The 13,401-nt window shown below is 34.1% G+C and carries 14 protein-coding genes and 1 tRNA gene; 6 read left to right on the top strand and 9 right to left on the bottom strand.

All coding sequences use genetic code 11. The annotated features are described in order from the left end of the window. Positions 1-7: 7 nt before the first annotated feature. The 3 genes from P2W65_RS02430 to P2W65_RS02420 all read right to left on the bottom strand — a co-directional run bounded on the left by P2W65_RS02430 (position 8) and on the right by P2W65_RS02420 (position 1,987). A complete protein-coding gene (locus P2W65_RS02430; RefSeq protein WP_289663331.1) occupies positions 8-430 on the bottom strand; it encodes an NUDIX domain-containing protein in 423 nt (140 codons plus the stop codon). A 74-nt stretch (positions 431-504) separates the two neighbouring features. Continuing rightward, positions 505-582, bottom strand: a tRNA-Val gene (locus tag P2W65_RS02425). 178 nt (positions 583-760) lie between these two features. Further along, entirely contained in the window at positions 761-1,987 is a 1,227-nt protein-coding gene (locus tag P2W65_RS02420) for a bifunctional folylpolyglutamate synthase/dihydrofolate synthase (protein WP_289663329.1), read from the bottom strand. Positions 1,988-2,118: 131 nt separating this feature from the next. Here P2W65_RS02420 and P2W65_RS02415 point away from each other — a divergent pair, with 131 nt between their 5' ends. Continuing rightward, on the top strand, positions 2,119-2,811 hold the full coding sequence (locus tag P2W65_RS02415; RefSeq protein WP_289663327.1) for a MotA/TolQ/ExbB proton channel family protein: 693 nt from the start codon (positions 2,119-2,121) through the stop codon (positions 2,809-2,811). Positions 2,812-2,814: 3 nt separating this feature from the next. After that, complete coding sequence (locus P2W65_RS02410; protein ID WP_091496748.1) at positions 2,815-3,210, top strand: ExbD/TolR family protein; 396 nt, start codon at positions 2,815-2,817, stop codon at positions 3,208-3,210. Between the two features lie 396 nt (positions 3,211-3,606). On the opposite strand, the gene P2W65_RS25400 is transcribed toward P2W65_RS02410, so the two are convergent. The 4 genes from P2W65_RS25400 to P2W65_RS02390 all read right to left on the bottom strand — a co-directional run bounded on the left by P2W65_RS25400 (position 3,607) and on the right by P2W65_RS02390 (position 7,689). Then, entirely contained in the window at positions 3,607-4,050 is a 444-nt protein-coding gene (locus tag P2W65_RS25400; protein ID WP_353511551.1) for a hypothetical protein, read from the bottom strand. 30 nt (positions 4,051-4,080) lie between these two features. Beyond that, positions 4,081-4,989, bottom strand: a complete 909-nt coding sequence (locus P2W65_RS02400) for an energy transducer TonB (RefSeq protein ID WP_289663324.1) — start codon at positions 4,987-4,989, stop codon at positions 4,081-4,083. 755 nt (positions 4,990-5,744) lie between these two features. After that, on the bottom strand, positions 5,745-6,971 hold the full coding sequence (locus P2W65_RS02395; RefSeq protein ID WP_289663322.1) for a Glu/Leu/Phe/Val dehydrogenase dimerization domain-containing protein: 1,227 nt from the start codon (positions 6,969-6,971) through the stop codon (positions 5,745-5,747). Between the two features lie 142 nt (positions 6,972-7,113). Further along, entirely contained in the window at positions 7,114-7,689 is a 576-nt protein-coding gene (locus P2W65_RS02390) for a chalcone isomerase family protein (protein ID WP_289663319.1), read from the bottom strand. A gap of 492 nt (positions 7,690-8,181) precedes the next feature. Between P2W65_RS02390 and P2W65_RS02385 the strand changes: the two genes are divergently transcribed. From P2W65_RS02385 to P2W65_RS02370, 4 genes are all read left to right on the top strand, one after another. Further along, the gene (locus P2W65_RS02385; RefSeq protein WP_289663318.1) at positions 8,182-9,324 is read left to right on the top strand and encodes an acyl-CoA dehydrogenase; all 1,143 of its coding nucleotides are present in this window, start codon (positions 8,182-8,184) and stop codon (positions 9,322-9,324) included. 136 nt (positions 9,325-9,460) lie between these two features. Continuing rightward, on the top strand, positions 9,461-10,432 hold the full coding sequence (locus tag P2W65_RS02380; RefSeq protein ID WP_289663316.1) for a M28 family peptidase: 972 nt from the start codon (positions 9,461-9,463) through the stop codon (positions 10,430-10,432). Between the two features lie 35 nt (positions 10,433-10,467). Further along, positions 10,468-11,145 (top strand): SDR family NAD(P)-dependent oxidoreductase, encoded by a 678-nt coding sequence (locus P2W65_RS02375; RefSeq protein ID WP_289663314.1) that lies wholly within the window; start codon positions 10,468-10,470, stop codon positions 11,143-11,145. Positions 11,146-11,205: 60 nt separating this feature from the next. After that, positions 11,206-11,802, top strand: coding sequence for a SprT-like domain-containing protein (locus P2W65_RS02370; RefSeq protein ID WP_289663312.1), 597 nt, complete (start codon positions 11,206-11,208; stop codon positions 11,800-11,802). Positions 11,803-11,877: 75 nt separating this feature from the next. Here the strand turns inward: P2W65_RS02370 and P2W65_RS02365 are convergent, their stop codons facing one another. Beyond that, complete coding sequence (locus P2W65_RS02365) at positions 11,878-12,642, bottom strand: ABC transporter ATP-binding protein (protein ID WP_289663310.1); 765 nt, start codon at positions 12,640-12,642, stop codon at positions 11,878-11,880. After that, complete coding sequence (locus tag P2W65_RS02360; protein ID WP_289663308.1) at positions 12,642-13,388, bottom strand: MlaE family ABC transporter permease; 747 nt, start codon at positions 13,386-13,388, stop codon at positions 12,642-12,644. Before P2W65_RS02360 ends, P2W65_RS02365 begins: the two co-directional genes overlap by 1 nt. Positions 13,389-13,401: the final 13 nt, after the last annotated feature.

The raw sequence follows: 13,401 nt of genomic DNA, 5'->3' as shown, positions 1-13,401 counted from the left end.
TAAATATCTAGACAAATTTCTTTTTCAATTTCTCAAATGCAATTATATCTGCCTGTAAAACAAAAGGATTTTCTTTAGAATCAAGATCAATCCATTCTAATTTTTCCAATCCAGGAATTTGAATATGTAAATCTTCAAGATTAAGTATTTTGACAGTATAATAAATGTTAAGAATTTGTTTGTTGTCCTTAATTCGGGATTCTATAAAGTTTTCCTGAGTATAATGATGATCCAGGATTTCAATTTTTAAGTTTAATTCTTCTTCAAATTCTCGATGAAGACATTCAATTGTCCCTTCTCCAAATTCAAGACCACCTCCTGGCAATTTGCATATTGGTGTTCCTGCATATTTTTCATGCAGTGCCAAAATTTTATTGTCATTTATACAAAAGGCATAAACTCTAACATTAAATCCTATTAGCTCACTCATAATTTTGATTTTTTGATTTGGAAGAAATTTAATAAAGACATAAAAAAAACTCCTTAATTTCTTAAGGAGTTTCTTGGTGGGCGATGAGGGGTTCGAACCCCCGACCCCCTCGGTGTAAACGAGGTGCTCTGAACCAGCTGAGCTAATCGCCCTATTTTACTAGGTTGCTATCGTTTGTGATTGCGAGTGCAAATATACGCTAGTTTTTGAGTTCTGCAAAGAAATTCGAATAAAAAATAAAACTTTTTTAAAAATAGTTTATATCTCCTTGTTTATGAATTTGTTATTAAATCGGTTTTTTTGAAGTTTTTTCTATATCAAAAGTATATTTTAGTTTAAAGGCAATTCGGCAACCACAAAAGTGCTTCCGCCAACGTAAATAAAATCATTTTCCGAGGCGTTTTTCTTGGCTTCCGCGAAAGCGATTGCAACAGAATCGTATTTTTCTCCAGTTAGACCAAAGTTTTGAGACGCCTTTTGTAACGTTTCGGCAGGCAAAGCTCGTGAAGAATCAGGATGGCAGAAATAATATTGCGCTTCTTTCGGGAAAAGTGGTAAAATCGAATCCAGATCTTTATCATTCACAACACCCAAAACAATATGCAGTTTCTCGTATTTTTCATTTTTCAGCTGATTCATCACAACCGATAATCCGTGTTTGTTGTGTGCCGTGTCGCAGATTATTTTCGGGTTTTCTCCCAATTGTTGCCATCTGCCTTGTAAACCGGTGTTTTTTACAACATGCAATAAACCTTCTTTTAATTGTTCTTCAGAAATTTTAAAATCGGTTTCGTTATTCAAAATCGAAATCGTCTGCTGAACCGTTTTTTTATTATGAAACTGATAATCTCCAATTAAATCCGATAAATAAATCTGATCAATTAAATCTGAAGCCAAATAAATCGGAGCGTTATTTTCTTCGGCTTTAGCCAAAAACACCGGTTTTGTTTCAGCCGTATATTCTCCAATTACTACAGGGACATTTGGTTTAATAATTCCGGCTTTTTCGCCTGCAATCGCTTCCAGAGTATTTCCTAAAAACTGCGTATGATCTAATCCAATATTAGTAATTACCGAAACCAAAGGCGTAATAATATTGGTAGCATCCAATCTTCCGCCCAAACCAACTTCAATAATCGCAATGTCGGTTTTCTCAGAAGCAAAATAATCAAAAGCTAAACCAACCGACATTTCGAAGAAACTCATATCATTCGCTTCAAAAAAATCTTTGTGTTTGGCTACAAATTCAATAACAAACTCTTCTGAAATTTCCTGACCGTTTATTTTAATTCGTTCTCTAAAATCTTTCAAGTGCGGAGAAGTATACAATCCGACTTTGTAACCTGCTTCCTGTAAAACAGAAGATAACATATGAGAAGTAGAGCCTTTTCCGTTGGTACCAGCCACATGAATGCATCTCAATTGCTTTTGAGGATTGCCAAGATGCTCTGCTAATAATTTAATGTTGGTTAAATCTTCTTTATAAGCTGAAGCCCCCTGTAATTGGTACATTGGAAGCTGATTAAACATCCAATTGGTAGTCTCTTGATAGTTCATTTATTTTGGATAAAATGGTTGTCGATTGAAATAAATTTCGATTTTTGTAGTTTAATATAACAGCGAAAATTATCTTTATTGCAAATTTCAAATATTTTTTAGAATTAATTATTAAAAACCAGAATTAATATATGTTTAGTTTTATTCAATTACAAACAGATACAATCGCAAATGCTTCAAATGTAGTGATCGAGAAGATCGCTCCAGAACAGGAAATTTCAATGTTTGGATTCATAATGAAAGGGGGAGTTTTCTTAATTCCAATCGCGATTTTATTGTTTTATACCATTTATGTAATCTTTGAGCGTTATATGTACATCAGCCGTGCTTCAAAAATTGACAATCGTTTGATGCAGGATGTTGGAGATAAATTAAATTCTGGAAATATTGAATTAGCAAGAACAATTGTAGAAAGAAGTGATACAGCAGCAGCTAATATTCTAAAAGAAGGAGTTTTAGTAATTGGAAGACCAATCGCTGAAATCGAATCGAACATGGATCGTGCCGCCGATATCGAAATTGGTGAAATGGAAAGACGTTTAGGTCACTTGGGACTTATCGCAGGTATTGCACCAACTCTGGGTTTCATTGGAACAATTTCCGGGGTTATTAAAATTTTCTACAGTATTTCGGTTACAGAAAATATCAGTATCGGAAACATTTCGGGAGGTTTATACGAAAAAATGATCAGTTCAGGTTCTGGGTTAATCGTGGGAATTATTGCCTATTCGGCTTACCACTTATTGAATGGAAAAATCGATGATTTCGCTTTAAAAATTCAGAAACAGATTTTAGAATTTGTCAACATAATTCAAAGAGCATAAGGTATGTCTATTAAAAGAAAAAGAAGATTTCACGCCGAAGTAGCGACTTCATCTTTGAGCGACATTATGTTTTTCCTGTTGTTGTTTTTCTTAATTATCTCAACACTAGCAAATCCGAATGTGATTAAGATGACGCTTCCAAAAGCGAAATCGAACGAAAAAACGAACAAGCAATTAATTAGTTTGTCGGTTACAGAAGACAAACAATTTTATATCGACAAACAACAAGTTCCTTTTGAAGAACTGGAAACCACTTTGATGAGTAAATTAGGAACTGATAAAACGCAGACTGTTGTCGTGCGAATTCCGTTCAATTTACAAGTTCAGGATTTAGTAGATGTTTTACAGATAGGAGTACGAAATAATTTGAAGTTTGTAATAGCCACAAGTCCGAAGTAGATTTAATATTAGGGCGTGACCGCAATAAAAAAATGGGCCAATCAGCATAACGTTGATTCGCCCATTTTTTTATTCCGGTCGGGCTATCCACGCTACTTCGGTAGCCAGTTCCTATCCCTCACGCAAACTAGCGGTAATTTAGGCCAGAAAGGTTTTAAAAACCTGTCAGGTCTAATTAATGATTACAATATTTTCGACTGAAAGGAGAAATCGCACTAGAAACTCCACAAAGTTTATCTCCAATCTTTGTCTAATCCCGTGTGTGATTTGCTTCGCCTGTTCGCTATCGCTCGAGTCTCCTTTCAGTCGAAATGACAAATAAACAAAAAGGCTTTCAGATTTTCTGAAAGCCTTTTTCTATAATAACGTTTAGTGTAAATCTGTGTAATTCGTGTTTTAATCCAAACTGAAATTATAAATAATTTTCCCCACTTGTTTTGCAGGAGCATCACTATCAGATTCCCATTTGGTATTCATTGCTGCAATTCTTGCCTGGTCTAATAAGCATTTTGCGGTATTGGTTGTTCCTTTAATTCCTGGCGCTGCACTGATTGTTTTTCCGTTTTGGTCAACAGTAACATCGACTACAACCGTTCCTTCTTCCTTACAGATATGTTTAGGTATTTGCTTTGAAATTACTTTTCTGTTTCCTAAAGAATATCCAGTTCTATAGGAAATAGGTGCTACATTCGTTCCATAACCCGTCTCCTTTTTGCTGTCTATTGTTTTTATTGTATCAATATAACTTTTCGAAGGTTTGCCAGTTGATTGAGCTGAAACACAAGAAGATAAAACAATCATAGATAAGACTATGATATTTCTCTTTTTCTCTTTTTTCATTTTAACAAATTTTTGTTGGGTCTTGGTGTTTTAATTCAAACTGAAATTATAAGTAATCGTTCCGGTTTGTTTTGCTGGAGCATTGCTGTCGGCATCCCACTTGGTATTCATTGCCGCCATTTTAGCCTGTTCTCTTAAACATTTAGCAGCAATTGTAGTTCCTTTGAATCCTGGAACAGCGCTTATAGTATTGCCATTTTTATCAACTGTTACTTGAACTACTACAGTCCCTGTTTCATTGCTACAGTCACTATTTGGTTTAGGTTTCGATAATGCTTTTCGTCCATTTAGAGAATATCCCGATCCTCCGCCAGAACCGCCACCAGTTCCAGCTCCGTAACCGCTTCCGGTTCCAATGCCATTTCCGGTTCCGTTACCTCCTCCAGTTCCTCCGCCAGAGCCACCGGATCCGTAATAACCATTAGAGTTTAAATTTCCGTTAGATTTTCCTTTATTTCCTGAAACTTTGTCATCTCCGTCACCACCTTTGTTAGAACCTTTTAAAATGCTAGATAAAGCATCGTTGGTAGAGTTTGAAACTTTTGGTTTTTCAGGAACAGGTTTTGTTTCCGGTTTTGTAACAGGAACAGGTTTCTTTGGTTTTTCTTTTGTCGGAATGACAACATCTGTTTCATCAGCTGTTGAATTTTCCTGAGTAATAGTAGCTTCTTCAGGAGCCGCTTTTGCAGCAACTTGTTTCATATTGTTTTTTACATCTAGCACTTCACTTTTATAATTGGCTCCGGAACCTAAATCGCTGTCGCCAAAATTAACCGTTACGCCACCGCCACCTCCGCCACCTTCGGCAAGAGCTACATTGTTTTCTGGATTATATGGAGGCCAAAAACGTATGAAAAAAAGCAATGCAATTATGGCTGCATATATAGCAGTTGTGAGTAAGAGTGATTTCTTTTTATCTGAAGAAATAGTGAAACTCATTATGATTGTAAATTTTGAAATGTATTATTTTAAAAACGTTTAAAAGTAGTAAAAATTGTTTACAATGAAAGAGAGAATTTAACCGCAAAGCACGCTAAGAGTTTTTTAAATTTAATTGTAACGCAAAGTTCGCTAAGATTTACGCAAAGAAACGCAAAGTTTCATTTGCCTTAAACTTTGAATAAATCTTTGAGATTAAAAGTTCACAAAGAATTGCCTGCACAAAGCTTTGCGAACTTAATATTTAGATATTGCTTACACTCCAAATAAAATGTCTTAGCGTACTTTGCGTTAAAAAAAACAGCTTGTTGTTTACCACAAAGTTCGCTAAGATTTACGCAAAGAAACGCAAAGTTTCATGTGCCTTAAACTTTGAATAAATCTTTGAGATTAAAAGTTCACAAAGAATTGCCTGCACAAAGCTTTGCGAACTTAATATTTAGATATTGCTTATACTCCAAATAAAATGCCTTAGCGTACTTTGCGTTAAAAAAAACAGCTTGTTGTTTACCACAAAGTTCGCTAAGATTTACGCAAAGAAACGCAAAGTTTCATTTGCCTTAAACTTTGAATAAATCTTTGAGATTAAAAGTTCACAAAGAATTGCCTGCACAAAGCTTTGCGAACTTAATATTTAGATATTGCTTACGCTCCAAATTAAAATGTCTTAGCGCGCTTTGCGTTAAAAAAATCTACGACACAAAAAAAGCGAGCCAAATATAATTCAGCTCGCTTATAGTAAAGTATAATAAAAATTACACTAATTGTTTCAATGCAATTTCAAAAGCAGTTGCGCTGATATTTGTTTTGGATGCACTTAAAGCGTGAGCTTTTACAATTGCATTTTTAATAGTTTCAGAAGTATCGTTAAAGATTGCCTCGTCTGTCATCTGCACTTTTTTCTCCATGAAGTAAGCGAAAACTCTCGCCATTCCACAGTTTGAGATAAAGTCTGGAATCAAACTTACTTTGCGGTCTACTTCTTCCATAATAGAACCAAAGAAAATTTCTTTATCAGCAAAAGGAACATTCGCCCCACATGAAATTACTTCTAAGCCATTTGCGATTAAGCTGTCGATTTGGTTTTGAGTAACTAATCTTGATGCAGCGCAAGGCGTGAAAATTTCAGCACCAATAGTCCAGATTTTAGAATTGATTTCTTCAAACGGAATCATATTATCGGCTACTAATTTATTTCCGTCTTTATTTAAAAACAACGTTCTGATCTCCTCAAACGAAAAACCTTCTTCTTTAATTAAACCTCCGTCACGATCAATAATTCCGATTACTTTTGCGCCCATTTCGGCTAAGTAAAAAGCAGCAGCAGAACCAACATTTCCAAAACCTTGCACAATTGCTTTTTTACCTTTAATTTCTCCTCCGTAAGTTGCGTAGAAATGACGAACTGCTTCAGCAACACCAAAACCAGTAATCATATCTGCCACAGTATATTTTCTGGTAACGTCTGGAGAGAATTTCGGATTTTCGATTACCTTAATTACACCTTGACGCAATTGTCCAATTCTATTGATTTTATCAGCTTCGGTTGGTTTAAAATGTCCGTTGAAAACACCTTCCTGTGGATGCCAAACACCGCATTCTTCTGTCATCGGGATTACTTCATGGATTTCATCAACATTTAAATCTCCTCCGGTTCCATAGTAACTTTTCAATAAGGGAGAAACCGCTTTGTACCAACGCTGTAAAACACCTTTTTTGCGAGGATCATTCGGATCAAAATTTATTCCAGATTTAGCCCCGCCAATCGCTGGGCCTGAAACAGAGAATTTAACTTCCATAGTTTTTGCTAGAGACAAAACTTCGTTCATGTCTAGACCTTTTCTCATTCTTGTTCCTCCACCTGCAGCTCCTCCGCGAAGTGAATTAATTACTGTCCACCCTTCGGCTTCTGTTTCTGAATCTTTCCAATTGAAAACAATTTCAGGTGCCTTGTTTTCAAATTGTTGTAATAAATCTTTCATTTTGTTGTGATATGTTTATTTTGCGTAAATGTATAAAATAGAATAATGCGAATAATGTATTTCGCATCAAATTTAGTAAACAAAAAGAAAAAGCCGAAAACTATTTGGTTTTCGGCTTTTGGTATATTTAAAAAATTAAGAATTATTGTCCTAATAAGTGTTTTTTCAAAGTTTCGTCAACTGGTTTATCTGAAAGCCAGATTCCGAATAAGGCTTTTTTGAAATCAAATCCAGCAACTTTTCCTTTCAGTACTTCATTTTTAGAAATATAAACATTTTGATCCAGCGGATTGTAGGCTAAAATGAACACATCTTTTTCTTTAATCGGATCACTTAGAAAATTTTTTAACTCTTCAATTCTTGGACGTAATTGTTCCAGATTTGCTCCAGCCGATTTTTCAAAACCAGTATTCATCGCTTTTGTCAATTTGTTAGAAGAAACCATCGAAGAAGTAATTTCGATTCTAACTGCCATTTCTGTATCACTGTCAATAATGAATTGTGGATCCTGAGTTAATTGCGATAAATACAATGCTTGGACATAAACTTCCAACCACATTTTGGATCTTCCGCCAGCGCCATTTAGCTGTAAAGTTTTACCTTGAAAATCTATTTTTCTAGGAACAGTTACACCATTAACTTCAATTTGAGTTTGTGCTGAAACGGTATAAAAAGGGAGGATTAAAAGGAGTGTAAGGAGTAGTAAAATCTTTTTCATGTTCTGTCAATTATTTATTTTTTGGTCAAAAATAATGTTAATTTATTAATATTTGGTTCATTTTTAGAATGTTTTTTTTCTGTAAAATTTACATTTAATTTTTGTATTACATTAGTAATCAAATTAGTAAGACTTGTTTTACGTAGTTTTACGCGTTTTAAGAATTGTTCAACTTTTAGGCTTAAAAAATTCATCAATATTCTTAGTTTTTTGAATATTTTATTGAGAGAAAATCTATCTAGAGTTTTACAAGATTTGTTGCAAGATTAATGTTCATTTGAATAAAAAGATAAATAATTACGAAAACGTTATCGTTATCTTTGCTGATCTATTAATTTTGTATGCATGCATTGTAAATTACACATTTAAAAAGTATCTTTGAAAGTCTTTGAACTGAAAAGTTTAGGAACTGAAAAAAAAACAAAAACATAAAAAACCATCAACTAAAATTCTGTTTGAAATTTGGTTGAAAAAACTTTAAAGAATACTACTATGGATTTTAATCTTACCGAAGAACATTTGATGATTCAGCAGGCAGCAAGAGATTTTGCTCAGAATGAATTATTGCCGGGAGTTATTGAACGTGACGAAAAACAAATTTTTCCAACAGAGCAAGTCAAAAAAATGGGAGAGCTCGGATTTATGGGAATGATGGTGGATCCTAAATACGGTGGAAGTGGTCTTGATGCGATTTCTTATGTGATTGCAATGGAAGAGATTTCTAAAGTTGATGCTTCGGCTTCGGTAGTAATGTCTGTAAACAATTCATTAGTATGCTGGGGATTACAAGAATATGGAACTGAAGAGCAAAAACAAAAATATTTACCAGGGTTAGCTTCAGGAGAAATCCACGGTGCTTTCTGTTTAAGTGAGCCGGAAGCTGGAAGTGACGCAACTTCTCAAAAAACAACGGCGGTTGATATGGGAGATCACTATTTAGTAAATGGAACTAAAAACTGGATTACAAACGGAAATACTGCATCAGTATATTTAGTAATTGCACAAACTCATCCAGAATTGAAGCACAAAGGAATCAACGCGTTGATTATGACTAAAGATATGCCAGGTTTTGCTGTTGGGCCAAAAGAACAAAAAATGGGAATCCGTGGTTCTGATACACATTCTTTAATGTTTACTGATGTAAAAGTTCCCAAAGAAAATAGAATTGGAGAAGATGGTTTCGGATTTAAATTTGCCATGAAAACTTTAGCTGGAGGAAGAATCGGAATTGCTTCTCAAGCATTGGGAATTGCATCTGGAGCTTACGAATTAGCTTTGAAATATTCTAAAGAACGCAAAGCTTTTGGAACAGAAATATGCAATCATCAGGCAATTGCTTTTAAATTGGCTGATATGGCTGTTAATATTGAAGCAGCGCGTCATTTATGCATGAAAGCGGCTTGGGATAAAGACCAGCATAAAAACTACGATGTGAGCGGTGCAATGGCAAAATTATTTGCTTCGCAGATTGCAATGGACACTTCAGTTGAAGCAGTTCAGATTCATGGTGGAAATGGTTATGTAAAAGAATACCATGTAGAGCGTTTAATGCGTGACGCAAAAATCACTCAGATTTACGAAGGAACTTCTGAAATTCAGAAAATCGTAATTTCAAGAGCTGTTATCGCTGGATAAAATTAGGTTGCAATAGATTTGAATTTGAAAACCCTTTCGGCTTTTAGTTTGGAAGGGTTTTTTTATGAATATTCTTTTACTTTTCATAAGTTTATACTTTAAAGAAAATTTTCCTTCTAATTCAAAACCAACAATTATGAAAAAGCTATACTTTTTACTTCCTTTTATCTTCTTTGCCTGCAAATCGAGCACTTCAACAATTCCTGAAAAAGAAGGGAATTCAAAACCAATTGAAGTAACTTATAAAGTCAATGAAACGGAGATTTCAGATTTCTTAAAATACCTTTCTTCAGATGAAATGGAAGGGCGTGAAACCGGAACTAAAGGAATTGAAAAAGCGGCAGTGTTTTTGGAAGATTTTCTAAAAAAGAATAACATAAAACCTTACTTTAAAACGTATCGCGATACGCTGACAAATTTTAAAAGTCCCGCTTTTAATATAGTTGGAGTAATTGAAGGAACAGATCCGGAATTGAAAAAAGAATTTGTAGTGCTTAGTGCGCATTACGATCATATTGGGATTGAGAAAAAAGACCAAGCGGATAAAATCAATAATGGAGCTAATGATGATGCTTCGGGCGTAACTTCTGTTGCTGCGATGGGGAAATATTTCAGCGAAACCAAATCAAATAAACGCAGTATTTTAATTGTCTTTTTCGCTGGAGAAGAAAAAGGATTGTTAGGTTCAAAAAGTTTAGTTCAGAAATTGAAAGATCAAAACTTTAATCTATACACTCAATTGAATATTGAAATGATTGGTGTTCCAATGAAAAGAGATTATCTGGCTTATATTACAGGTTTTGATAAATCGAATATGGCATCAAAAATAAATGAATACACAGGAAAAAATACGATAGGGTTTTTACCAAAAGAAGCAGAATATCAATTATTCTACAGATCTGATAATTATTCCTTTTATGATGTATTCAAAAAGCCATGCCAGTCAATAAGTACTTTCGATTTTGAAAACTTTGATTTCTACCATCATGTTTCAGATGAATTTAAGCTGATGGATATTCCGCATATTACTGCTTTTACGCAGGAATTATTGCCAGCGGTTACTAAAATTGCAACTTCTTCGACACAAGAAATAACCATGAATAAATAAGAGGCTGTTTTACAGCATTTGATTATTTTTGCTCCATGAAAAATATTATTGTTACCGGAACGAGTAGAGGAATTGGTTATGAATTAGCATTGCAGTTTGCCAATGCAGGAAATCAGGTTTTAGCCATTTCGAGAAAAATACCTAAAACGCTTTTAGAGCATCAAAATGTGACTTGCCTGTCTATTGATTTGGCAGATGAATCTGCTTTGATAGAAGTAGAAAGTTTTCTTTCTTCAACATGGAAAAAAGTAGATGCAGTGGTTCATAATGCTGGAGCTTTACTTTTGAAACCTTTTGCAGAAACTACTCAGGCAGATTTTGAAAGTATTTACAAAGTCAATGTTTTTGCTGTTGCAAATCTGACAAGAATCTGTCTTCCGTATTTACAAAAAGGAAGTCATGTTGTAACAATCAGTTCCATTGGAGGAGTAAGAGGAAGTCTGAAATTTGCTGGTTTAGCAGCTTATAGTTCGAGTAAAGGAGCTGTTATTACTTTGACTGAATTATTAGCAGAAGAATATAAAGAACAAGGCATTTCATTTAATGTTCTAGCTTTAGGTTCAGTTCAGACCGAAATGCTGAATGAAGCTTTCCCTGGTTATCAAGCGCCAATTTCTGCTGAAGGAATGGCAACTTATATTTATGATTTTACTTTAAATGGAAATAAATATTTTAATGGAAAAGTATTAGAGGTTTCGTCAACGAATCCGTAATTAAGTTCTAATATTTAAATTCCAAATTTTGTCACATTTATAAATAACATTTAACCCAAATTGAGCGAAACTTTAGCTAAATATATTCCTGAACATGCGGTAAAACCCGTTTTTGATTTGATAGTGGCCAATCAGGTGCATTTGAAAATTGTAAACGAACGACAAACGCGTCACGGCGATTATAGACGCGGGCCAAGCGGAAAACACGAAATTACGGTTAATGCCAGTTTGAATAAATACCGATTTTTAATTACTTTGATTCATGAAATCGCCCATTTAGTAGCTTTTGAAAAGTTTGGACGAAACATAAAGCCACATGGAAATGAATGGAAGTTTACTTTTCAGCGTTTGATGGTTCCGTTTATTAGACCGGAAATATTTCCAAGTCAGATTTTGCCTTTGCTGGCGAGACATTTTAAGAATCCCTCAGCAAGCAGTGATACTGATACAACTTTGTCTTTAGCATTAAAACAATTTGATACAGACAACGATAAAAGTTACGTCTTTGAAATTCCGTTTGGAAGTGTTTTTAGAATCAAAAACGGTAAAGTGTTTAAGAAGCTTGCAGTGCGTACAAAACGTTTTGAATGCATCGAAATAAGCTCTGGGAAAACCTACCTTTTTAATCCAAATGCGGAAGTAGAAATACTACATTAAATTCCAATAAAAAATCCCAAATTCCAAGTCGTTTAGATTGGAATTTGGGATTTTTTGTATTTGAATTAAAAGTTGTTATAGTCCTTTTAAATAAGCTTCACGTACTTTCTTAAATAGGTTAGAAGAGTAAACGAATTTTACGATTGCTTCGTTATCTGTTTTAAAGATTTCTTCTTTAGTTCCCTGCCACGCTTTTAGTCCTTTTTTTAGGAAAACAATATTTTCACCAATTTCCATAACAGAGTTCATATCGTGAGTATTGATTACCGTTGTAATGTTATACTCTCGAGTAATTTCCTGTATCAAATTATCAATCAAAGTTGAAGTGTTTGGGTCAAGACCAGAGTTTGGTTCATCACAAAATAAATACTTTGGATTGTTTACAATTGCACGTGCAATCGCCACACGTTTTTGCATACCTCCCGAAATCTCTGAAGGTAATTTTTTATGTGCTTCAACTAAGTTTACTCTTTCTAAAACAAAATCAACACGTTCTTTAATTTGTGCTTTATTATTATTAGTAAACATTTTTAAAGGGAAAGCAACATTCTCTTCAACCGTCATCGAATCAAATAATGCAGAACCTTGAAATACCATTCCGATTTCAGTTCTTAATTCGCGTTTCTCATCTTTATCTAAGTCAGAATAAACTCTTCCGTCAAATTCGATTGTTCCTGAGTCTGGTGTGTGGATTCCTAACAATGTTTTTAATAAAACTGTTTTTCCAGATCCACTTTGTCCAATAATCAAGTTGGTTTTTCCAGTTTCAAATACCGTCGAAACGCCTTTTAAAACTTTGCTGTCGCCAAATGATTTTTCTATGTTTTTTACTTCTATCATTATCCTAATAATAATTGAGTTAATATATAATTTAGAAGGATAATAGTAACAGATGTCCATACGAACGATATTGTACTTGCTTTACCAACCTCTAATGCACCGCCTTTCATGTAGTAGCCATGAAAAGATGGAATTGTTGCCAATAACATAGCAAAGATTAAAGTTTTGATAAAGGCATATGTAATATGAAAGGGTATGAAGTCTTTCTGAGCTCCCATAATAAAATCTGCTCCAGTTGAAAATCCTCCGTAAGCGCAAGCCATCCATCCGCCAAAAATTCCTAAAAACATACTAATTCCAATTACAAAAGGATACATTAGTAAAGCTACAATTTTAGGAAAAACAAGATAGTTTAAGGAATTAACACCCATAACCTCTAAAGCATCAATTTGTTCTGTAACTCGCATAGTTCCAATACTTGAAGTAATATAAGAACCCATTTTTCCGGCCATAATTACCGAGATAAAAGTAGGGGCAAACTCTAAAATTACAGATTGACGTGTAGCAAAACCAATTAAATATTTTGGGATTAATGGATTAGTTAAGTTTAAGGCCGTTTGAATAGCAACAACTCCTCCAATGAAAAAAGAAATGAAGCAAACAATTCCAAGTGAATCAATAATAAGGTCGTCGATTTCTTTTAGAATTAGACTTTTCATAACAGGCCATTTAGTCTGTTTATTGAAAATTTCTTTCAGCATTAAAAAATATTTCCCTATTTGGGATAAATAACGAATTAGCATCATAAGTTTTAAATAT

The sequence above is a fragment of the Flavobacterium panacagri genome (assembly GCF_030378165.1).
Lineage (GTDB): Bacteria > Bacteroidota > Bacteroidia > Flavobacteriales > Flavobacteriaceae > Flavobacterium > Flavobacterium panacagri.
The sequence above is the reverse complement of the archived record's forward strand: the minus strand, read 5'-3'. Positions and strand labels throughout refer to the sequence as shown.